Annotated in this window: 19 protein-coding genes; 12 read left to right on the forward strand and 7 right to left on the reverse strand. The window is 57.8% G+C overall.

Going from position 1 to position 21,193, the window contains the following annotated elements:
* Positions 1-239 precede the first annotated feature (239 nt).
* A complete protein-coding gene (locus M0D66_RS26205; protein WP_266211965.1) occupies positions 240-1,802 on the forward strand; it encodes a methyl-accepting chemotaxis protein in 1,563 nt (520 codons plus the stop codon).
* Positions 1,803-1,856: 54 nt separating this feature from the next.
* On the opposite strand, the gene M0D66_RS26210 is transcribed toward M0D66_RS26205, so the two are convergent.
* From M0D66_RS26210 to M0D66_RS26230, 5 genes are all read right to left on the reverse strand, one after another.
* The gene (locus M0D66_RS26210) at positions 1,857-2,597 is read right to left on the reverse strand and encodes a hypothetical protein (RefSeq protein WP_093632514.1); all 741 of its coding nucleotides are present in this window, start codon (positions 2,595-2,597) and stop codon (positions 1,857-1,859) included.
* A gap of 252 nt (positions 2,598-2,849) precedes the next feature.
* Positions 2,850-3,497 carry a glutathione S-transferase family protein gene (locus M0D66_RS26215; RefSeq protein ID WP_266211966.1) on the reverse strand — a complete coding sequence of 216 codons (648 nt, stop codon included), beginning with the start codon at positions 3,495-3,497 and terminating at the stop codon, positions 2,850-2,852.
* A gap of 4 nt (positions 3,498-3,501) precedes the next feature.
* Entirely contained in the window at positions 3,502-3,837 is a 336-nt protein-coding gene (locus M0D66_RS26220) for an NIPSNAP family protein (RefSeq protein ID WP_266211967.1), read from the reverse strand.
* A 119-nt stretch (positions 3,838-3,956) separates the two neighbouring features.
* Entirely contained in the window at positions 3,957-5,054 is a 1,098-nt protein-coding gene (locus M0D66_RS26225; protein ID WP_266211968.1) for an alkene reductase, read from the reverse strand.
* Between the two features lie 66 nt (positions 5,055-5,120).
* Positions 5,121-5,867 (reverse strand): SDR family NAD(P)-dependent oxidoreductase, encoded by a 747-nt coding sequence (locus tag M0D66_RS26230; protein WP_093632517.1) that lies wholly within the window; start codon positions 5,865-5,867, stop codon positions 5,121-5,123.
* A gap of 181 nt (positions 5,868-6,048) precedes the next feature.
* Between M0D66_RS26230 and M0D66_RS26235 the strand changes: the two genes are divergently transcribed.
* Positions 6,049-6,972: a LysR family transcriptional regulator gene (locus tag M0D66_RS26235; protein ID WP_200654904.1), complete on the forward strand. Its 924-nt coding sequence runs from the start codon at positions 6,049-6,051 to the stop codon at positions 6,970-6,972.
* 221 nt (positions 6,973-7,193) lie between these two features.
* On the opposite strand, the gene M0D66_RS26240 is transcribed toward M0D66_RS26235, so the two are convergent.
* The gene (locus M0D66_RS26240) at positions 7,194-7,934 is read right to left on the reverse strand and encodes an SDR family NAD(P)-dependent oxidoreductase (protein ID WP_093632519.1); all 741 of its coding nucleotides are present in this window, start codon (positions 7,932-7,934) and stop codon (positions 7,194-7,196) included.
* 284 nt (positions 7,935-8,218) lie between these two features.
* Here M0D66_RS26240 and M0D66_RS26245 point away from each other — a divergent pair, with 284 nt between their 5' ends.
* A complete protein-coding gene (locus tag M0D66_RS26245) occupies positions 8,219-8,680 on the forward strand; it encodes a MaoC family dehydratase (protein WP_266212074.1) in 462 nt (153 codons plus the stop codon).
* 20 nt (positions 8,681-8,700) lie between these two features.
* Positions 8,701-9,582, forward strand: a complete 882-nt coding sequence (locus tag M0D66_RS26250; protein WP_266211969.1) for an NAD(P)-dependent oxidoreductase — start codon at positions 8,701-8,703, stop codon at positions 9,580-9,582.
* A gap of 10 nt (positions 9,583-9,592) precedes the next feature.
* On the opposite strand, the gene M0D66_RS26255 is transcribed toward M0D66_RS26250, so the two are convergent.
* The gene (locus tag M0D66_RS26255; protein WP_266211970.1) at positions 9,593-10,186 is read right to left on the reverse strand and encodes a TetR/AcrR family transcriptional regulator; all 594 of its coding nucleotides are present in this window, start codon (positions 10,184-10,186) and stop codon (positions 9,593-9,595) included.
* Between the two features lie 98 nt (positions 10,187-10,284).
* Between M0D66_RS26255 and M0D66_RS26260 the strand changes: the two genes are divergently transcribed.
* The 8 genes from M0D66_RS26260 (at position 10,285) to M0D66_RS26295 (ending at position 21,057) form a co-directional block, all read left to right on the forward strand.
* Positions 10,285-11,253 carry a zinc-binding alcohol dehydrogenase family protein gene (locus tag M0D66_RS26260; RefSeq protein ID WP_211701691.1) on the forward strand — a complete coding sequence of 323 codons (969 nt, stop codon included), beginning with the start codon at positions 10,285-10,287 and terminating at the stop codon, positions 11,251-11,253.
* 85 nt (positions 11,254-11,338) lie between these two features.
* Positions 11,339-12,070, forward strand: a complete 732-nt coding sequence (locus tag M0D66_RS26265) for an SDR family oxidoreductase (RefSeq protein ID WP_200622691.1) — start codon at positions 11,339-11,341, stop codon at positions 12,068-12,070.
* 972 nt (positions 12,071-13,042) lie between these two features.
* Positions 13,043-14,935 (forward strand): ATP-binding protein, encoded by a 1,893-nt coding sequence (locus tag M0D66_RS26270; protein WP_211704186.1) that lies wholly within the window; start codon positions 13,043-13,045, stop codon positions 14,933-14,935.
* Between the two features lie 7 nt (positions 14,936-14,942).
* The gene (locus tag M0D66_RS26275) at positions 14,943-16,286 is read left to right on the forward strand and encodes a sigma-54 dependent transcriptional regulator (RefSeq protein ID WP_266211971.1); all 1,344 of its coding nucleotides are present in this window, start codon (positions 14,943-14,945) and stop codon (positions 16,284-16,286) included.
* A 390-nt stretch (positions 16,287-16,676) separates the two neighbouring features.
* Positions 16,677-17,822, forward strand: a complete 1,146-nt coding sequence (locus M0D66_RS26280) for a porin (protein ID WP_266211972.1) — start codon at positions 16,677-16,679, stop codon at positions 17,820-17,822.
* A 239-nt stretch (positions 17,823-18,061) separates the two neighbouring features.
* Entirely contained in the window at positions 18,062-19,141 is a 1,080-nt protein-coding gene (locus M0D66_RS26285) for a YncE family protein (protein ID WP_266211973.1), read from the forward strand.
* Positions 19,142-19,164: 23 nt separating this feature from the next.
* On the forward strand, positions 19,165-19,935 hold the full coding sequence (locus tag M0D66_RS26290) for a substrate-binding domain-containing protein (protein WP_266211974.1): 771 nt from the start codon (positions 19,165-19,167) through the stop codon (positions 19,933-19,935).
* A gap of 81 nt (positions 19,936-20,016) precedes the next feature.
* A complete protein-coding gene (locus tag M0D66_RS26295) occupies positions 20,017-21,057 on the forward strand; it encodes a fumarylacetoacetate hydrolase family protein (protein ID WP_266211975.1) in 1,041 nt (346 codons plus the stop codon).
* Positions 21,058-21,193: the final 136 nt, after the last annotated feature.

Consider the following 21,193-nt stretch of genomic DNA (forward strand, 5'->3'; position numbering starts at 1 on the left):
CTTGCCGCAGACCTGCTGCCGATTGAATTGCCCCGGAATTGCCGCGGGAATCGTGGAGGCGGGTTGGTTTAAGTTGATAGCGGCACAGCAGCGCCAGCTCGTGCGCAACACATAACTTTTATCTATCGGGCCTTTTGATTAATTTGATGCCGGCAACGCTGAATAATCGTCTGCGGTGAGCCGTTATACACGGATGCTCTCGGGATCCACCGCGCGCAATCGCAGGAAACGCAAAGATAATGAAAAACATGACGATTGTTCGCTGGCTCGCTATGACACTCGGTGGCGCGTTGCTCGCGCTGGCGGTGGTTGGCGGCTACGGATTAATGCAACTTCGCGCATCCTACCAGCGTATCGAAGGGCTGGAGACGCGCACGGTGCCGAGCCTGAAATCGATATCGGCCGCGCTTGATAACGTTGCCGCAATGCGGCTTGCCGTTTACCGCTATGTGGTCGACGGTGTCGACGATGCCAGCCGCTCGGGCATGAAACGGGAAATTGCCGAATCAGACCGTCAGTTTGACGACGTGATTGCTCGCGCGCTGGCTCACGAAGTCTCCGACGACGCCGATCGAAAACTGTTCGAAGCGGATCGTACCCGCATGACCGCGTATCGCGACGCCCGTCAAGCGTTCTTCGAGAAGATGCAGGTGGGCGAGCGCGATGGCGCCCTCGCAATGCTTCACGACGGCGGCGCCGTTCATAACGCTGCGCTGGCGCTGAACGATGGGTTGCACGAGCATCTGAGCGAGGACATCGCTCGCGGTAACCTCGTGCGCGAAGAAAACGCGAATGCGTACCGATTTGCATTCGGCCTGATGCTCGCCGTTGCAGGCGCGGCACTCGTGGTGACCGGGGTGCTGGGGAGCCGCCTCTATGCGCTTATCAGCCTGGGTATGCGTCAGATGCAGGAAACGCTTCAGCGGGTCAGCCAGTCACTGGATCTTTCGCAGCGCGCAAGCGTTGTGCGAATGGACGAGATCGGTCACACGGCAACGGCATTGAACAGCCTGCTTGAGCAGATGGCCGGCGTTGTCGCCGAGGTGCGTTCATCGAGCGATGCGGTCGGTGTGGCGTCGAAGCAGATTGCCGCCGGCAACCTCGATTTGTCTTCGCGTACTGAACAGCAGGCCGCGTCGCTGCAACAGACGGCCAGCAACCTCGGCGAGCTCACGGCAACAGTGCAGCAAAACGCCGACGCCGCGCGGCAGGCCAACGCGCTTGCTATCAGCACGACGCGAATTTCTGATGAAGGAAATAGGGCGGTTGAACGGATGGTCGACACGATGAACGAAATCGCGTCGAGCTCCTCACGGATCGCGGAAATCATATCGATGATCGAAGGCGTCGCCTTCCAGACCAACATTCTCGCGCTGAATGCGGCGGTTGAGGCGGCGCGTGCGGGCGAACAAGGGCGGGGCTTCGCGGTTGTCGCGGCGGAGGTGCGCAGTCTTGCGCAACGTTCTTCGTCTGCTGCGAAGGAGATTAAGGATCTAATCGAGCAATCAGTAGCAACGATTCAAGCGGGCTCGCAACAGGCGCAAGAGGCGGGGCGCGCTACCGCAGAGGTGCAGCAGGCGATACGCCGGGTCGCAGGCATAGTCGAGGAGATCGCTGCGGCGTCGGATTTGCAGGGTCATGGCATCGAGGAAGTTAACGTTGCCATCGGTCAGATCGATCAGGTTACACAGCAGAATGCGGCGCTGGTCGAAGAGGCGGCGGCCGCTGCGCAATCGCTCGACGAACAGGCGACGCGCCTCGACGAGACTGTTTCCATCTTTAGAGTAAGCTCCCAAGTGTAATTTTGGCGTGTGCCATCCTCGCACCCACTGCCGATCCGGACGATGGCGGACGTGTTACGAATGCTCTTCGAGCTGGCGCCTGGTCGCGGATGAAGAAATGATGGCCGAAGCTGACAACAGGGCAGAGAGCGCAAACCCGCTTATTGCAGCACTTGGGATCAGCGAAAGAAAAAATGCCGACATGTCGCCGACATTGGTGCCCCACCATCTGATGGCGGCGACAGCCACCCAGTAGCTTGTGGCACCGAACTTCATTAGGCGTGCTCTCGCAATCAAGATCAGAAGCAGTACTAGCGTTGCGATTGACGCGGATATCGGGACGCCAATCCTGACTGAATTGAAGGAGTGGCCAATTGCGTCCGCAGTTACTGTTCCAAGGGTTCCCGCGATCAGCATGGTCAGCCAATAAAAGCCGTCTGTTTGCAATGCGCCCTTTGTTTGTTCGAGTGTCGATCGACGTCGTAGCATCACAATTCCGATGAAGATGACCACCAAGGTGGTAACAACGTCGAAGTAGGTGAGATGCGCGTGGTCTATCGAATAGTCCGCAATATTGGTTGCTGCCGCTCGCACAAGGAGTATGGCGATCCAGTAAAAGGCTTCGCTGCCTTTGGCGCTTGCACGCTCAACAAGCACCAATATTGCAAACATAAGCGCTAGCACGATCAGGCCTTTGGCCGGTGCCAGCTTGAGGACGTCGGGAATGATGTCACCCAGGTTCGTTCCGCAGATGCTCGCAAGCATGATCGCCGCCCAGTATCTGGCGCTGACGTTTGGAGTGACCTTCAAACGCATAGAGATTTCCTGTTGATTGTTTGAGGAAGCGGCGACGATTTCGGCCGGCACGGGACCCGGTCAACCTTCAGTCCGCATCAAGTCGAAGCAGCATTGGCCTAAGGTCGTCGGACTGACTAATAGAACACGCTTAGGCGAGACGCGGCCAGCGGGCCGCGGTCAGCAATCCCATACTTGCCCAACAGGACTTACCCAACACTGACAAAGTCAAAAGATTTTTTCTACGGTCGAGTAGCCTTCCCGATGTCGCGATCATGCACTCGAAGCTGGCCGGGACGAGATGCTTTCGTACCAGCGCCTAAACGATTGGTGAGATTCGGGAATTGGCATTTTCAGAGCATTTGCCGCGAAATCGACGGTAACGAGGGTCGTAATGTCTGCAGCTGAGAATTCGTCACCAGCGACAAACGAGGCACTTTCGAGTCGTGCATTGAAATCTGCGAAGAAGTTCGACACGCGCTGCTTGCTACGCTCTACCAATGCAGGAATCTGCTCGTAATCGTGCGGCCCCGACAATGCTCGTCCCTTCAATCCGGGCAGAGCATTTCGGACCGCTTCCATGACCGGGGCGAAGCCATCCAGCTCCGCGCGTCGCTCCCACATGGTGACGAGTGCCTTGTCCTTGGCTGTCGTACCAAGAAGCGGCTTGTGTGGATAGGCTTCCTCAAGATAGCGCCAGATAGCAAGCACTTCCGTGATAACTGTTCCATCGGCGAGTTGCAGCGCAGGAACCTGCATTCGTGGATTCACGGCCTTGAAGGCGTCTAAAAATTGCTCCCTGCTACCAAGATCAATCGCTCTTCGTGCAATTTCAATACCCTTCTCGGCGATAAAGACACGAACACGGCGAGCATTTGGTGAACCTTTGGATTCGTACAAGAGGGGCGTTTCGATTGGCATTTTGTTAATCCGTTGTGACTGCGCGCGGTTGGAAGAAGGGAACAGGCTTAACGATCAGATTTTCCATATCGACAAGTGTGTCTTCTTCCAGCGCGACGCGCCGGTATGCTTGCCATTCCGGATCTGCTTCCATGGCGTCGCGGCGTTGCTCGCGATCCGCCAAACTGTCGTATTGCCAGAGATGAACAACCCGGCTAAGCGGCCCGATATGGGTCACAAAGAAACCATAGGGTTCACCAAGATATTTTCGCTGAAGCGGCAACGCCAGGCGCTCGTAGGTCTCCAAAAATCGGGCGAGCCGGTTCGGCTTGATGGTGTAAGTACGGTGATCGAAGATCATTCTCTAGTTCCAGGTGCTCTGGCCAATGTCACACTCGGGCCGCTCCCGAGTTTCTGATCCAGGTGCGTCGGCGTCGCTGGCTGCGAGCTTACGAAAGCCGGCGCATCTGGTCTCCTTGGTCAATGTTTGGCCTCGTATATAGGGTAATCGGCGTATCCTTTTTTCCCACCGTAGTAAAACGTGTCGCGGTCGTAGGGATTGAGGAGGAGATCGCGCTTCATCCGCTCGGGAAGATCCGGATTTGCGAGGAAGTGCCTGCCGAACGCGACAAGGTCCGCGTCGGCCGCTCTGATGATTGCTTCAGCACCGGTTGCGTCAAACCCACCAGCGGCGATCACCGGACCACCGAATAGAGGTCGGAGTTGCCCGGCGGCCACGGGGCTCTGCGAATCGTCTGAGACGTTTCCCGTGACCCGCGGTTCGATGACATGAAGATAAGCCAAACCGTATGCCGATAGCGCTCGGGCAACGTAAGGGAAAGTCACTGCTGGCGAGCTGTCGCCCATGCCACCGAACTTATTGCTTGGTCCAATGCGAACACCGACGCGATCAGCGCCCCAGACGCTTGCCACGGCGTCGACAACTTCGAGGAGGAAGCGGGCGCGATTCTCTACAGAGCCACCGTATGCATCTGTACGTAGATTGGAGTTGTCCTGAAGAAACTGGTCGATGAGATAGCCATTCGCGGCGTGTAGTTCCACACCGTCGAAACCGGCCTCCTTCGCTCGTCGGGCCGCTTGGCGATAGTCGTCAACAAGTCCTGGTATTTCGGAGAGTTCGATTGCTCTCGGGGCAGACGCGGCGCTAGGGCCATTCGCTAGAAGCGCCCGAACTTCAGCATTGGTTACGGACGGCGCAATCGGTGCCTGGCCGTTTGGCTGAAGGTCGACATGCGATTGTCGCCCAACGTGCCAAAGTTGCAGGAAGATCCGTCCACCCTTCGCGTGCACTGCGTCGACAATTCTCTGCCATCCTGCCACCTGTTCGTCGGTATAGATTCCAGGTGATCCATAACCCCCATTCCCGGCTGGCGTGATGAAAGTAGCCTCCGCTATCAGAAGCCCTCCTTGAGATGCACGCTGTTCGTAGTATGTGACCATCAGGTCGCCCGGCACGTTACCGGGGACGTCCGCCCGCATTCTCGTGAGCGGCGCAAGCACCACACGGTGCGACAGTTCGATTGCGCCGATGCGGATCGGTGAGAAAAGCTTTGACATACAGGTTCCTGTAAATAACGTGGCCAGCGGCGCTTTCCAGGCGCGTCAAAATCGAATCGACTATCTTCAACTCGCCGTCTTGCCGCCGTTTACTCTGATGATTTGTCCGGTGATAAAGGCTGCCTTGTCTGATGCGACAAAGACGACGGCATCGGCGATTTCCTCAGGCGTGGCGCCGCGTTTGAGCGGTACCGCGGAGTAGAACGCCGCGCGCTTGTCGGTTGAGCCAGTGAGGCGGTCCAGCATTGCTGTCTCGGTCGGTCCAGGCGCCACCGCATTCACGCGGACACCGTAAGCAGCGGCCTCGATCGCCGCGGACTTCGTGATCCCTTCGACAGCGTGCTTACTGCCCGCGTAGAGCGAGAGATTGGCGCCGCCGCGCTCTCCGAGCGTCGATGAGATGTTGATGACGTTCCCGCTGCCCTGCGGCTGCATGACGCGTAAAGCGTGTTTCAGTCCCCACAGCGTTCCCAGCACGTTGGTGTCGAACAAGGCTGTGTAGGCGTCGGCAGATACATCGGTAACGGGGCCTGGCTTGCCCTCGACACCCGCATTGTTGACGACGACGTCGAGCCGGCCGAAGCGCGTCATCGCCTTGTCCACCAGGGCACTCACGTCGTCTTCGCGACGTACGTCAGCAATAACGAACTCGGCCTCGGCACCGAGGCGGCGCAATTCCTCTTCCAACGTTTTGCCCTCGGCCGCCCTGCGACCAGAAACCACCACCCGTGCGCCGTCGTTCGCAAAAGCGAACGCCGCGGCTCGGCCGATTCCCGTCAGGGCGCCGGTAATTAAAACAACACGATTCGTCACGTTAAGTCCTTGGAGGTATGGGTTAGCCGTTGCTGCTCGGGTTCGCATGGCGTCACCCGGCTAAATTCGCGATCAATTCCGGGTTGAAACTCAAATTAGGCTTAAGCGTAGAATGTTTCGGCGGCCCGGAATAAGACTTTGTATATCTGGAGCCATATTCGGCAGGCATGGGGAGAGAGCAATGGAGCTTCGACATCTTCGCTACTTTGTCGCTGTTGCGGAGACGGGTAGCTTCACGACGGCGGCCGAACAGCGGCTGCATACGGCCCAGCCCTCCCTCAGCCGTCAGATCCGCGATCTTGAAGAGGAGGTGGGCGTTGATTTGCTGATACGCGGCGCCCGCGGAGTTGAATTGACAGCGGCAGGTCAGGCGTTCCTCGAGCACGCTCGTGGAACGTTAGCGCAAGCGCAATCCGCCATTGAAGCGGCTCGACGGGCGGCGCATCGTTTAAAGCCCGTATTCGCGCTTGGATTCCTTACTGGGCAGGAGATCGAGTGGTTGCCGGAGGCGATGCGGGTTCTCCGCGACGAACTCCCAAAAATTGAGGTTACGGTCTCCAGCCAATACTCGCCGTCGCTTCGCGATGCCCTGGTGAAAGGCGAGCTCGACCTCGCATTCATGCGGCCGGAGCCGAACGTGCCGGACCTGGAGTACCGGCTTGTTGTCAAGGAGCCATTGGTGGTGGTTTTGCCAAGTGATCACCCTCTCGCGGCTTGCGAAAAGATCGCTCTTCAGCAGTTCGTTGGCGAGACGTTCATCACCGTTTCGCACACTGCCCCTACTGTGCGGACCGTCATCGACGAGTTTGTCCTGCAATCAGGTCTGGACATTCGTGCAAGCTACGAAGTGGATAACCTCGCGATGGCGGTGTCAATGGTGGCATCGACGCGCGGTCTTGCGTTGCTTCCGTGTTACGCGAGGAATTTCCTTCCCGCGTCGGTGACAAGCCGTCCACTTGATGTTGAACCGCCGACTATCGACCTGGTCATCGGCTATAGCAAGGCCAACACTTCGCCGATATTGAGTTTGTTTCTTTCCAGAATCGACCATCTACTCGCCCGCTGCAGATCGATAGCGGCCGAAAAACAAGCATCCGTAGCGTAGCTGCCACGAAGCAGCGACGCTCGGTCATACGCATTTTCGTTTGTCCTTGTAGTGGGGGCGATGACGGCTTCAGTTCCTCCTCTTCCAGCAAAAAGGATTTCGAGTCTCTCCATTTGCGGGATCTTTAACGGAGAGCCAACTGCGTTAGCTCATCAACTCTCCGTTGCGTCCGCAGGAACGTTGACTTTCTTCAGATCCATCCGCCGAACATGCCCACGGGCTCAGGCATTCATCCCACCATCAACCGTAAGATTCGTCCCAGTAACGTACGAGGCCTCAGGCCCGGCAACGAACGCCACCATCGCGGCGATCTCCTCAGCGCGACCATAGCGATCGAGCGCTGTGGCGGCCTTCTGCGGCACCGCCCAGTCGCCTGAGGCGGGATTCAGGTCTGTATCGATCGGCCCTGGCTGGACGTTGTTGACCGTAATCCCCCGGCCTCCCAACTCTCTGGACAGCGCCTGGGTGAACATCCTGACGGCCGCTTTCGTGGCTGCGTAGGGCACGAGCCCTGGCGCAATCGCACGCTCGCCCACCGCCGAACCGATCATGATGATGCGGCCACCATCATTCAGACGCTTCAGCGCAGCCTTGGTGGTAGCGAATACGCCGCGGATGTTGATGTCGATTACTCTATCCATCTCCTCCAGCGTCGTGTCTTCGAACGGTTTCGGAATGGCCGTGCCGGCATTGTTCACCAGCACATCCAGCCGGCCGAACGTCGCAAAAGTTTTTTCGACCGCGGCTTCGACAGCTTTGACATCGGCAGCGTCCGCCTGGATTGCAATAGCCTTTCCGCCATTGAGTTCGATCTCTTTGACCACCGCCGATGCCGCGCTTGCGTTCTTCGAGTATGTAAAGGCCACACTCGCTCCATCCGCGGCCAGACGTTTTGCGATTGCCGCACCGATGCCGCGTGAGCCACCGGTAACGAGTGCCACTTTTTTGGCTAATTCAGACATTTGATTTCCTAGGGTATGCGTGAGCGAGTCATCGCGTCACAGAATCAGAAAATAGATTTGCAGTACAAACGTTCGATCTATGGTGCTGCAACGATTGTAGGTTTCCGTGACGGGTGCGACAAAGACCTTATAAGCAAGGGCGGCATGCGTTTTGGGCATAGTAGGGGAGGACATGCCTGCATGCTCCTCGTTCCGATTTCTCGCTTGACAAAGTGACAGACCTGTCCGTAATATTAAAATTAGTTACAGGTTAGTCACTTTATTGTGAGCGGGTCATGGATCAGTTGAACAAGCAGCGCTATCTGGAAGATTTTGCAGTGGGGCAGACGTTCGGCTCAGGGCGGCTGCGCATCGACAAGGAGCGGGTGCTCGCGTTCGCTGCCGAGTTCGATCCGCAGCCCTTCCATCTCGATGAGGCGGCGGCGCGCCACTCGATTTTCGGTGGTCTGGCCGCCAGCGGTTGGCACACCGCCGCCGTGACGATGCGGTTGATGATCGAGACCGAACTCAAGCCGGCTGGCGGCTTCATTGGCGCCGGCCTCGACGAGTGCCGCTGGCCTCGGCCCGTGCGCCCCGGTGACGAGTTGCGGGTCGAGTGCGAGGTGATCGAGGTGCGACCGTCAAAGTCTCGTCCGGAGCAGGGCCTGATCAAGCTCCGAACGACCACGCTGAACCAGGACGACGAGGCCGTGCTCGTGCATGTCGTGAACATGGTCGTGCCGCGCCGGACACACCATACGTCTTGATACCGGAAGGCGGGATATTCATGGACATCGGTTTCATCGGCTTAGGCATCATGGGACAGCCCATGGCGCTCAATCTGGCCCGCGCAGGAACACAACTCATTGTCTGGAATCGCTCTGCTGACAGATGCGAATCTTTGCGAGCCGCGGGCACAACCGTCGCGACGAGTCCTGCCGAAATATTTAAACGAAGCCGCGTGGTATTCCTGATGCTGGTCGATGGCGACGCAATCGACGCGGTCCTCGGTCGCGGTACATCGCAGTTCGGCGCGAACGTTGCGCACCACACGATCGTCCATATGGGGACGACCTCGCCCGACTACTCGCGCGGACTCGACACCGACATTCGCAAAGCCGGCGGCAGCTACGTGGAAGCGCCCGTCTCGGGCTCGCGCAAGCCCGCCGAAGCGGGGCAGCTCCTGGCGATGCTGGCAGGCGAAGACGCTGCCATCGAAAGCGTCCGCCCTCTGCTCGAGCCAATGTGCCAGCAGACGATGATGTGCGGCCCGGTTCCGAATGGGCTTCTCATGAAGCTCGCGGTCAACCTGTTTCTAATGACCACAGTCACCGGCCTTGCGGAAGCGGCGCATTTTGCCGAACGGTATGGCCTCGACATGCAGCAGTTCCGCACTATCGTCGACGCTGGTCAGATGGCGAGCGGCATCTCGCGCGTAAAAATACACAAGCTGGTGACACGCGATTTCGAAGAGGTGCAGGCGTCGATCGTCAATGTGCTGGAGAACAATCGCTTGATTGCGGATGCAGCCAGAGCAGGCGGAGTCGCGTCACCGCTATTGGATGTCTGCTACGCGCTATTCGGCGAGACCCTGGCGTTGGGGCACGGGCAATCCGACATGGCGGCCGTCGTCCACGCATTCGAGGCAAGAACCGATTCCAGCAAGTAATCGCGTTCGACTAGGCCAACAGCTTCGTGGCGGCATCAATGAGGTCGCCCTTCAGATTGCCCGACTCCGCTATCGAACCAGTGACGTATGCGCCGTTGATGATCAGCGCTATCTGAGACGCGGTGCGGTTGGGATTACTAACACGCATTTTGGCGACGATCGCTGCGAGCCTCGCCTGCATTTCCTCTTTGTTGTCTCGAGCGATAACCCGGCCAGGATGCTTGTCGTCGGGAAACTCTGCCATCAGATTAAGAAAGGGGCAGCCACGAAAGGCGGGGTGCGCAATCCGTTTCGCGATTCCAGATAACAGTGCCTCCAACAAAGCGCGCGGGTCATCGGCGTGCTTCTTTTCAACGTCATCCCACCACGCCCAGAACAACCGATCTTTCTCGGCGGCGAAAGCGCAGATCAAAGCGTCCTTGGAGTCGAATACGCGATAGAGGCTCGTCTTCGACACCCCGGATTGCTCGACGACCGTGTCGACGCCGATGGCACGTATGCCCTCGCGGTAGAACAGATCGCTTGCCGTCGCGAGGATCTTCTCTCGCGCGCTCACTTCGCCCTTGGGCGGGGCTCCCCGCCGGGGTCGGGCTCCTGCCTTCATATCCGCAAACTCCTTTGATTCAGATTTTCTGATTGACAAAGTAACAGATCGGTACCTAGTATGAAAGTTACAGGTCTGTTACTTTATAGGATATACCCATGCGTGTGATCGAAGCGGAAACCTTTTCGGGCTATGACGGGTTGCGGCAGATTGAATTGCCCAAGCCGCAACCGGCGAAGGGCAGAGTGCTGGTTCGTGTGACGGCTGCCGGTGTCACTCCCCTCGACTACACGCTCCTGTCGGGTGGACACCCTCGAGCCAAGGCGCCACTGGTGCTCGGCAATGAGGGCGCCGGTGTCATCGAGGACGCAGGCGACTCCGGGTTCGCGACGGGAAGCCGCGTGATGTTCACCGGGCCCTACGGCGTTGGCGAGAATGGCACATGGCAGGAATGGCTGCTGGTGAGACCGGAACATCTGGCGTTGTCTGACGCGATTGGCGACGTCGTCGCGGCCAGCATTCCGGTGGCTTATCTGACCGCACAGATCAGCCTCACCGACGCCGGGTTCAAGCCGGGCATGACGGTGCTGGCGCCAGGAATCGGCGGGTCGGTCGGCAACGCGACCTATCAGCTCGCACGGGCGCAGGGTGCCGGCAAGGTGATCTCCACGGCTGGCAGCGCGGCGAAAGCCGCGAGAGCGCGCGAGCTTGGCTTCGAGGACGTGATTGACCTCACCGAGGAAGGTCTCGCTGACGGCGTTCGTCGAATAACGGCCGGCAAGGGTGTCGATATCGTCATCGAGAGCATTGGCGGCGCTGTGACGAGTGAGGCGTTGAGCAGCCTCGGTCACGGCGGTGTCCTGATCACGTTGGGCTACTCCGCTGGCCGCAAAACCACGATCGATGTCACGGACCTCATCTGGAAGCGCGCGCGGATGGCCGGCTTCTCGCTGTTCGCCCAGTCACCGGCCACGATCGCCGCTGCGTGGCAGCACATCATTCCGTTAGTCGTAAGCGGGTCAGTCAAGCCGATCGTCGAGCGGGTCTACCCGCTCGCTGAAGCGCGTGAAGCCTTGCGTCACCTGATAGAGGATCGGCCGTTTGGCAAAGTCATTTTGACGATGTGACCGACACGACGTCCGGTGATTTTTTGGCAACTGGCCGTCAGCCCAGAGGTGCCAACCGGTATTCGCAATCAACGGAGTAGTTGCTATGGATAAGTTGCAGGGAAAGGTGGCTGTCATCACCGGCGGCTCGTCAGGGATAGGCCTCGCCGCCGCGAAGCTCTTTGTCGCCGAGGGCGCCTACGTCTTCATCACCGGCCGTCGCCAGAGGGAGCTTGACGAAGCCGTGAGGGCCATCGGGGGCAATGTGACCGGCATCCGCGGAGACGTCGCCAATCTGGATGATCTTGATCGTCTTTATGAGAGCGTCAACGCGACAGGGCGAAGAATCGACATTGTCTTCGCCAACGCTGGCATCGCTGAGTTCGCCACGTTGGACGATATTACTGAAGCGCATTTCGACAAACTGTTCAATACCAACGTGAAGGGCGTGCTCTTCACCGTCCAAAAGGCTCTGCCGCTCTTGAACAACGGTGCATCGATCATTCTCACGGGCTCCGTCGCGAGCGCCAAGGGGACGCATGCCTTCTGGGTATACGGCGCGACCAAGGCCGCTATCCGCAATTTCGTACGAGGATGGACTGTGGAGTTGAAGGACCGTGGCATCCGTTCAAACGTACTGAGTCCGGGGCCAATTGATACGCCGATCATTGGTCAGCAGCCTGCGGACGCTATTGCGAGGATTTTATCTACCATCCCGATGGGACGCATGGGGCAAGCCGACGAAGTTGCCAAAGCGGCTTTGTTTCTCGCTTCAGACGATTCGAGTTTCGTCACGGGCATCGAACTCTTCGTGGACGGGGGCAGAGCGCAGATCTGAGCGTCGTTTGTTAGCGGAACGCAAGGGAACTATGGGCAACAAAAAACCCCGTGAAGCGCTAAGGCTTAACGGGGTGCTTTGTTTCACTTGAAGAGGGGGGAGGCGCCAGGAAAGGACTCGAATGGTTGGCGTAAGTATGTGAAGTAACACGGAAAAATATGACTCGTCACGCGAAATATACGCACTTGGTATACGCAAAAACGCCTGATGCTAGTGTTCGTTAGAGATTGAACGGAAGTGACCTGCGCCTTATCGCTGTCCAGACTGCGGGGCAAGGTATGGCCGTAACAAATGGTCACCGGACAGGCTACAACCGATGCCGGGGGAGCATCGACCGTGCGCATCCGCGCGTAATATTTGCGGCCGATGGCATCGAGCACCTGGTCCAGCCCTTCGACGGTTTCTCCCGCCAGCGTGCCTTTCGTTGCAGCGGCCATTGACATTCTGTTATTCGGTGAATACCCTGTATACAATAACTATAAAATAATCATATAGCAGGAGACGACTTGGATAACACATCTTTGCCGCACCCGGTCCCGATCGACCGGGCCGGCGCGGTTCTGACTTTCACACTCAATCATGCCGGCACCGGCGATGCAGTCATCGGGTCGCGGTCGGCGCAATGGCATGGTGAAGCGACCATGCTGGCAGCGCGCGTCTTGCGCATTCCGTATTTGGCGACGCCTCTTGCACACATGGCGAACGCGCCGCCAACAACCCAGAACCTATTCACCGCGAAGTCTCGCGCCTGATCAAGTTAAAGCGCTGTCGCGGTGAATGCCGCGGCGGTTGATATGCGTGCGCGGGCGGTTCTCCGCGCCATTGCTTATATCACCAAGTGGGCGATGCCCCGTGCCGGTCGCCCGGAGAGCGAGCGATCCGGCTTGCCGCATTGTTGCGTCGCCGCATTAGCGAGAGCTGCCTATGCCACGCGGTGGCGTTAGTCCCAGGCTGGAAGTACGCGATCGTCCGGTGCGCAACTGGCTCTGCCAGCACGTGCATGCTCAGCAATGGTTGAAGAGATATGCAGGAGTCGTGCTGCTCATTGTTGCGGGCATCTACTGGTCCTATCAATATGCCGAGCAACTCGGCATCGAGACTATTCGCCGAGCGGCGGTCCATCGCATCGATATCTACGACACTGCACTAAAGAGCGAATTGGCACGCTATGCCTACTTGCCGTCACTCGTGAACCTCAATCCCGAAGTGGTGCAACTGTTGCTCGAGCCTAACGATGCCGCGCTCACCGGGCGGGTCGACCAATATTTAGCCGCGGTCAATCGGGGGGCGCACTCGGATACGCTGTACATCATGGATGTACAGGGCAACACGCTGGCGTCGAGTAACTGGGACCAGCCCTACAGTTTCGTCGGAATTAACTACGGCTACAGACCTTATTTTCAGGAAGCGCTCTCGACGGGCAGTGGCACGTTCTACGGCTTAGGGGCCGCAAGCAAGGAAGCTGGCTACTTCTATGCCGAGCGAATCTACGCCAGCGGAAAAGTCGTTGGAATCGCGACCGTCAAGATCAACCTCAGCAAGATCGAGCAAATTTGGCAACGTGCGGGCGATACGGCAACGATCAGCGATATTCACGGCGTTATTTTTCTATCGACTCAGGACCGCTGGAGATTCAAGTCACTCGGCGTCTTATCGGCGCAGGCGCGCGCGGCGATCATTGCCAACCATCAATATGATGCGCCGGGCGCACTGGAACCGGTCGGCTTGATCATGCAAGAGCCGGCAGGGGACACGGCCAATATAGCCAGATTCGCGCCTAAGGCCAATTTGAGCCCACACGCCCCGGCTTTTCTAACATCCCGTTTTTTGCTGTTGAGCCGCGCGGTGCCTGATACAAGCTGGACGATAAGCACGCTGTCGGACATCACGCCCGCAGAAGTATCAGCAGTGAACGTCGCCCTTGGGGTCGGGTTGGGGATGACGTTGGTGATGGTTTTCATTTTGTATCTTTTGCAGCGGCGGCGGATCGTCGCGCAGGAACTTGCGGCCAAGGAAAACCTGCGCCACATGAATGAGGAACTTGAACGCAAAGTAGCGCGCCGAACCGACGCGTTGAATCGAATGAACAAGACGTTGGAGCTTGAGATTTCGGAGCGCCGGCGTGCAGAAACCGTACTCAAATCGACATTGCAGGAGTTGGTCCAGGCCGGAAAAATGGCAGCGCTCGGGCAGATGTCCGCAAGCATCACACATGAACTGAACCAGCCTTTGGCGGCGCTACGGACGTTGTCTTCGAATGCGTTGATGTTCATGCAGCGGCTTGAATTCGACGAGGCGTGTCAAAACCTGCGAGTCATTTGCGACATGACCGAACGCATGGGAAAAATCACCAGCCAGCTCAAACGCTTTGCGCGCAAATCGCCCACTTACCTCGAACGGGTCCTGATCGGCTCAGCCATTTCCAACGCCATCTTCCTGCTTGATGCCCGGATTCGCAGCGGCAATGTCGAGTTAGTGCGCGAAGAGCCAGAAGAAAGTGTATACGCGATCGCGGAACCTAACCGTCTTGAGCAGGTATTTATCAATCTGATTAGTAATGCACTGGATGCGATGGCCGAAATCGGCATCGACGGACTGGCTCGATCGCGCGTGCTGACAATTATCGTCTGTGACGAAGCGGATCACGTTTCGATTGGCGTGCGCGATACCGGCACGGGCATATCGGACGAGGTCCGAAATCACTTGTTCGAGCCGTTTTTTACGACTAAAGACAAGGGCGAAGGGTTGGGATTGGGTTTGACGATTTCGATCGGCATCATCCAGGAGTTCGGAGGCACCCTGGTCGCCCAAAACAGACCAGACGGCACTGAATTCACCGTCAGGCTAAAACGGGCCACACTGTGAGAAGACAATGTCTAATAATCTAAAAGTGCTATTTGTGGAAGATGACGCGGCGGTGCGCCTTGGCGGCACGCAAGCACTTCGTTTGAGCGGCCTGGAGGTCCAGTCATTCGAGCGGGCCGAACACGCCCTGCGCTATATAGAGTTTGGCTTCCCCGGCATTCTGGTCAGCGATCTCCGGTTGCCTGGCATGAGCGGCCTCGCATTATTGGAGCATACGGTTGGAACTGACGCATCGCTGCCGGTCATCCTCGTGACTGGTCACGGTGACATCCCGATGGCGGTCGACGCGATGCGCCGCGGTGCTTATGATTTTGTCGAGAAACCGTACTCGTCGGAACAACTCGTCGACGTATCGCAGCGCGCGCTCGAAAAACGTCGCCTGACGCTTGAACTCGCATCCGTTCGTCAGGCACTTGCGCATCGGGACAATATAGAAGCAAGGATTCTCGGACGTTCTCCAGCGATCGAACGCCTGCGCCGAATGATCCTGGAACTTGCCGACGCCGACGCAAATGCACTGATCCTCGGCGAAACGGGAACGGGCAAGGAGTTGGTCGCCCGTTCACTGCATGATTACGGGCATCGAAAGGCGAAGAATTTCGCGGCGATCAATTGTGCGGGTATTCCCGAGCTATTGTTCGAAAGTGAAGTGTTCGGCCATGAGGCTGGTTCCTTCACCGGCGCGATCAAGCGGCGTATCGGGAAGATTGAGTATGCCCGGGGTGGCACGCTGTTTCTCGACGAGATTGAAACAATGCAGATGTCGCTGCAAGTAAAACTGTTGCGCTTGCTGCAGGAGAAAAAGTTCGAGCGTGTCGGCTCCAACGATCTGCTTGAGATGGATTGCCGGATCGTCGCGGGATCCAAGGCGGATCTGTTGGCGCTGTCTTCAACAAACCACTTTCGCGATGACTTGTATTACCGGCTAGGCGTCATGGTGCTTGAGATTCCTCCGCTGCGGGAACGCCGCGAGGATATCCCCCTCCTGTTCGAGCACTTTGTCGTACGGGCTGCGGCTGAATACAACAGGCCGATACCGGAAATCTCGCCAGCGCAAAGGCACGATCTGATGTCGAGACCATGGGGGGGAAACGTAAGGGAACTACGTAACGTCGCTGAGCGCTTTACGTTAGGTATGCCGACGCGAGTAGACCCAGCCAGCAGCGACGACAATACCGGGAAACCCTCGCTTGAGACCAAACTTAATCTGTTCGAGCGCCAATTGATCGAAGAGGCGTTGCGCGGATGTTCGGGCCGCGCGGCTGTCGCGTGCGAGCGTTTGGGCGTACCCAAAAAAACTCTGTACGACAAGATGCGCCGCTTGGGCATCAGTACCGAGGAGTTCAAATAAAGCGGCCTGGATCAGGGGCAGGAAGACCTTGACCATATTTCCAGCCATCAAATGGCCGTTTTTCTGGTTTTCCGCAATCAGGCCGAATGAACAAACGGCAAACGCACCTTAAATCAATCGCTTAGTGGTCGCACAGACTGGCACGCTGTTTGCGTAATTGTTGATGACAATTACAGTGACAACGGAGGCCCTTGAATGACTGCGTGACTGCGCGTGAGAGCGTATCGACGTAGCCGAATCCCTTGCTTTCCACTGCTTGAATCGCTTGGTCTGCCGATCCGTTCCACCGGGCGCCGCAGCGTCTTGCGTTGGCACTTCCTCACAAATTAAATCGGTCTACTAACTGACTGGATTTATGGATTCTTATACCCATAATATCTTGGAGATTTTATGAGACGTCTCGCAATTTCGTGTTTTACCCTGACCATGCTGTCCACGGCTTCTATCGCCCAAGCTCAAAGCAGTGTCACGCTTTACGGCGAGATTGATGACGCCTTGGCGTACTACAACAATGTGGGTCACGCCTCCCTGGTTACGATGCAGGGTGCTGACCTGGCCACCAACCAGTGGGGCATTAAAGGCAAGGAGGATCTGGGCGGCGGTTTTCAGGCGATTTTCAACCTGGAAAACGGCTTTGACATCAACACCGGCAAGTTGAGGCAGGGTGGCCGCGAGTTTGGAAAGAACGCATGGGTGGGTCTGTCGAGCACTACCTTGGGCACGATCACGATCGGTCGCCAACTGGATCCGACGGTTGATCTGGTTCAACCCTTTACGGCCGACGGTTATGGTCCCGCGTTTACGACCCCTGGAGATGCCGACAACAACGACAATACCTTCCGGGTTGACAATTCAATCAAGTACACGAGCCCGACTTATGGCGGCCTGCAGTATGAATTGATGTACGGCTTGGGCGGCGTGGCGGGCAACATATCTTCGCAGGAACTTTCCTCGGCTGCTGCGTCGTACACCAACGGCGGCCTGGGACTAGCCGTCGGTTATATCTTCACCAAGAACGACGGTCCCGGCGGTTTGGGCACGGCCGATCAGACTCAGAACAACTCCGTCACGCCGCTCTTTGGCAGCGTCGCGTTTGTAGGTTCACGGCTGATCACCCACGTTGCAGCTCAGTATGCTATCGGTCTGTTTACCGTTAACGTGCGATACAGCAATGCGCAGTGGAAACCCTATGCAAGCTTCGCGGCATTCAACCGTACCGAAACCTTCAATACCGGAGCCACATCTCTCGACTACCAGGTGACGTCAGCGCTTGCGGTGAACGTCGGCTACACCTATACGAGATCAAGCGGCGCTTCTTCGGCTACGTACAACACTGTTGCGGCAGGCACGGAATACTCCTTGTCCAAGCGTACGACCGTCTACGCAATCGGCGGTTACTCGCATGCACACGGCACCACCTTTAGCGCAGACGGCAATAGCGTCGTGGCCGCCGGCGGTTCGGTGGGTGACCTCGAATCCAGCTCAAGCACGCCAAATCAGGTCGCTTTTATGATGGGCATTACCCACAAGTTCTGACGACGCATGCAGAAGCCGCGAGCGTTTTGATAGTCACTGCCGCGGCGTCCCAGACGGAACGCTTGTCTTGAAAAATTATCCGGCTGGAAAAAGGAACCTGAGATTCACGAACACCTTGCAGGCAACGCGCGAAGGAAGCGGGTTCTTTCCATGCCCCCGCAAGGCACCACTCGTGCAAAAAAAAGTCGGCTGTTAAATCTTAAACAAGTAATGGCAGTAACACAAAAAGGATCGAGACGATGTCATACAAGCTAAAGTCGCTCGCGCTGCTCGGCAGCGTGTTTTCTTGTGTCCTGACCGGCCATGTCGGCGCTGCTGAACTCAAGATGATTTCCAAAGTGCAGGTTCCGGGCGCACCCCTGGATTCGTTCGACATCAGTTATGTCGACCAGAAGACAAATCGGTATTACCTGGCCGACCGAAGCAACAAGGCCGTTGATATTGTTGACGGAGCCACAGACAAGGTAGTTGGCCAGATCCCCGGTTTTGTCGGCTTCGACAAGGACAACGATACGGCAGGGCCTAACGGCGTCCTGGTCATTGGCAAAGAAGCCTGGGCCGGCGATGGGGATAGCTCGGTCAAGGTCATCGACCTCAAGTCCCAGACAATCGTCGATACGATCAAGACGGGCGGGAAAAACCGCGCTGACGAGATGGCATACGATCCCAGGCACCATATCTTTATCGTCACCAACGATGCGGATGATCCTCCTTTCGTGACGTTGATCTCGACCAAACCGGGACATAAGATCCTCAAAAAGATCGTCTTCAATGACGCGACCGACGGAATCGAGCAGCCGATCTATTACGCACCGAAAAGCATCTTCCTGATGACGGTTCCAGAGATCAAGGGCGACAAGTCAACGGGCGGAATCGCCATGATCGATCCGCTCAAGGGCGAAGTCACGAATGTCTTGAAGGTTTCCGACTGCACACCTGCCGGGCTGGCACGCGGGCCGGGAAAGAATCTGGTGATCGGCTGCAACGCCGGCGGCAAGAAATCGACGCTCAAGCCGGTTACGCTGATCGTCAACGGAGATAGCGGGGCAGTTGTCGCCTCGGTCCCCGATATGGGCGCAGCTGACGAAGTGGCTTATAGCGCCAAAAACGGGCAGTACTACATTAGCGGCCGGCAGATGCCGAATGGTCCGGTTCTGGGCGTGATCGACGCCAGGACCAACACGCTCTTGCAGAGCATCCCGACGGGCGGTAATGCCCACTCGGTTGCCGCGAGCGACGTGAATGGACACGTGTTTGTACCGCTTCCTAAGACAGGTGGTCCGTGCGGTGGTTGCATCGGCGTCTACAGTACTCAATGAGGCTAATCGTGAGGACAGTTCTCGTGAAAGTCAAAGCGGGATTTTTGATCGGCGTGCTGCTCGCGGGGGTTCAGCCGGCTCACGCAGCGGATCTGGTAGTTTTTTCGGCGGCCGCGCTGAAGGGCGCTCTTGAGAAACTGCCAGAGCAATACTTTGCGGCGAGTGGCGACCATGTCCGATTGATCTATGGCACCGCAGGCCAGGTGCACGATCGGGCAGTGTCGGGCGAAGCTTTCGATCTCGTCATTGTTCCTCCCACGCCGCTCGCCAATCTGGTCGAGCGTCATCTGGTGCAGGAGGGGTCGGAAAAAGACCTCGCTCGCGTGCGACTCGGTATGGCGGTCAAGACCGGCACCGCTGTGCCCTCGATCGGGGATGACCAGGCGTTCGCGCAGGTCTTGCTCGACGCTCCATCGATCGGCATGGCCGACCCGGCAACCGGAGCGACGTCGGGCATCTATCTCGCCAAACTGATTGACCGCCTTGGGATCGGTGACCGGGTAGACGCCAAGATCAAGTACTACGCCGAAGGACAAACGGCTATGGAGGCCATGGCGCGGGGCGAAGTATCCGTCGGACTGGGGCAGATCAGCGAAATCAAGCCCGTTCATGGCGTCACACTCGTCGGGCCTATTCCAGAGGACCTGCAGCTCAAGACGACCTACGCAGTGGGTATCGGCGCCAACAGCGGGTCACCGGCGTTGGCAAAAAAGCTGCTCTCTTATCTCACCGGACCGGCAGTGCAGGCGTCATTGAAAGCGAATGGATTCGACGCTGTTTCACAGGCGAACTAGCTGGAAGCTGACCGCGTTGACCCTACGTTGCCAGGCTTGCCACGCACTGTTATTCAGGCCTACTACTCCAAAGGAACGATCTTGGACAAATCGCGTCGCACTCTCCTTAAAATAGGCACGGGGTTCGCCCTCAGTTCGGCGGTAACCACTTGGGCTGGAGCGACTCCTGCAGCAATCAAGGTTCCCGCGGACTCGGGACAGGCTGGCGATGCGTTGCGGCTGGTGACCTATCAACATGCTGCCGCAGAAGCGCCGCGCCTTGGAGTGGTGACGGCGCAGGGCATGGTAATCGACGTTGGCGCGACTGCTCGTGAGTTAGGTATGACGCTGGCCTTCGACCCGGCGAGCATGGTCTCGTTGATAGCCGCCGGGCCCGATGCCGTCGCGCAGGCGCGTCGATGCGCGGCCTCCGGGCGAGCGCATGCGTCACTTGACGGCGTGCGGCTACTCGCGCCGATCCCGGTGCCTGCCCGCAACGTCTACGCTGTCGGCTGGAACTATCTGGAGCATTTTGGCGAGAGTCTGACCGCGAAGCAGGCAGCTCTGCCGAAACACCCGGTGTTCTTTACCAAGGGCACGCATACCATCAACGGTCCCTTTGACCCCATCCCCTTTAATCCATCGGTGTCCGTGAAGATCGATTGGGAGGGCGAATTGGCGGTCATTATTGGCAAGCGTGGCCATAACATCGCGGAAGCCGACGCGATGCAGTATGTGTTCGGCTATGCCGTAATCAACGACACGACTGCGCGGGACATGCAGGTCGATCATGGCGGCCAATGGTTCAAGGGCAAGAGCCTGGACGGTCACGGCCCGATTGGCCCCTGGATCATTCCCGCCAGCGACATCGACTACACCAACCTGCAACTGACGACGCGCGTGAACGGTGTGGTGAAGCAGCAAATCAATACCAGCCAGATGTATTTCAAGGTGCCGCGCATCATCGAAGAGCTGTCTCTGGGTCTGACGCTCGAGCCCGGCGACATCATTGCAACGGGGACACCATCAGGCATCGGCGCCGCTCGTAACCCGCCGGAGTTCCTCAAACCTGGCGATGTGATGGAAACCGAAATCGATCGGATCGGCATGATCCGAAATGTGATTCGTCAGGTCACTACCTAGCGGCAGGTGTCGCGCGGGAATAGGGCGAAGCCACTCCCGGGGAAATTGACCTGAGCGGCAGCCTGATCGACGGGCCGGCGTTGGCGTGATGGATCGGAGCGCTGTGTGTCCTGCTTTGTGAGTGTGTCGGTTCGAC

The organism is Paraburkholderia sp. SECH2, from assembly GCF_030464795.1.
Lineage (GTDB): Bacteria > Pseudomonadota > Gammaproteobacteria > Burkholderiales > Burkholderiaceae > Paraburkholderia > Paraburkholderia aspalathi.

Excerpts from the sequence above, each read along its gene's own strand:
- M0D66_RS26205 (WP_266211965.1), top strand. The coding sequence starts at position 240 with ATGAAAAACATGACGATTGTTCGCTGGCTCGCTATGACACTCGGTGGC.
- M0D66_RS26210 (WP_093632514.1), bottom strand. The coding sequence starts at position 2,597 with ATGCGTTTGAAGGTCACTCCAAACGTCAGCGCCAGATACTGGGCGGCG.
- M0D66_RS26215 (WP_266211966.1), bottom strand. The coding sequence starts at position 3,497 with ATGCCAATCGAAACGCCCCTCTTGTACGAATCCAAAGGTTCACCAAAT.
- M0D66_RS26220 (WP_266211967.1), bottom strand. The coding sequence starts at position 3,837 with ATGATCTTCGATCACCGTACTTACACCATCAAGCCGAACCGGCTCGCC.
- M0D66_RS26225 (WP_266211968.1), bottom strand. The coding sequence starts at position 5,054 with ATGTCAAAGCTTTTCTCACCGATCCGCATCGGCGCAATCGAACTGTCG.
- M0D66_RS26235 (WP_200654904.1), top strand. The coding sequence starts at position 6,049 with ATGGAGCTTCGACATCTTCGCTACTTTGTCGCTGTTGCGGAGACGGGT.
- M0D66_RS26240 (WP_093632519.1), bottom strand. The coding sequence starts at position 7,934 with ATGTCTGAATTAGCCAAAAAAGTGGCACTCGTTACCGGTGGCTCACGC.
- M0D66_RS26250 (WP_266211969.1), top strand. The coding sequence starts at position 8,701 with ATGGACATCGGTTTCATCGGCTTAGGCATCATGGGACAGCCCATGGCG.
- M0D66_RS26255 (WP_266211970.1), bottom strand. The coding sequence starts at position 10,186 with ATGAAGGCAGGAGCCCGACCCCGGCGGGGAGCCCCGCCCAAGGGCGAA.
- M0D66_RS26260 (WP_211701691.1), top strand. The coding sequence starts at position 10,285 with ATGCGTGTGATCGAAGCGGAAACCTTTTCGGGCTATGACGGGTTGCGG.
- M0D66_RS26265 (WP_200622691.1), top strand. The coding sequence starts at position 11,339 with ATGGATAAGTTGCAGGGAAAGGTGGCTGTCATCACCGGCGGCTCGTCA.
- M0D66_RS26275 (WP_266211971.1), top strand. The coding sequence starts at position 14,943 with ATGTCTAATAATCTAAAAGTGCTATTTGTGGAAGATGACGCGGCGGTG.
- M0D66_RS26280 (WP_266211972.1), top strand. The coding sequence starts at position 16,677 with ATGAGACGTCTCGCAATTTCGTGTTTTACCCTGACCATGCTGTCCACG.
- M0D66_RS26285 (WP_266211973.1), top strand. The coding sequence starts at position 18,062 with ATGTCATACAAGCTAAAGTCGCTCGCGCTGCTCGGCAGCGTGTTTTCT.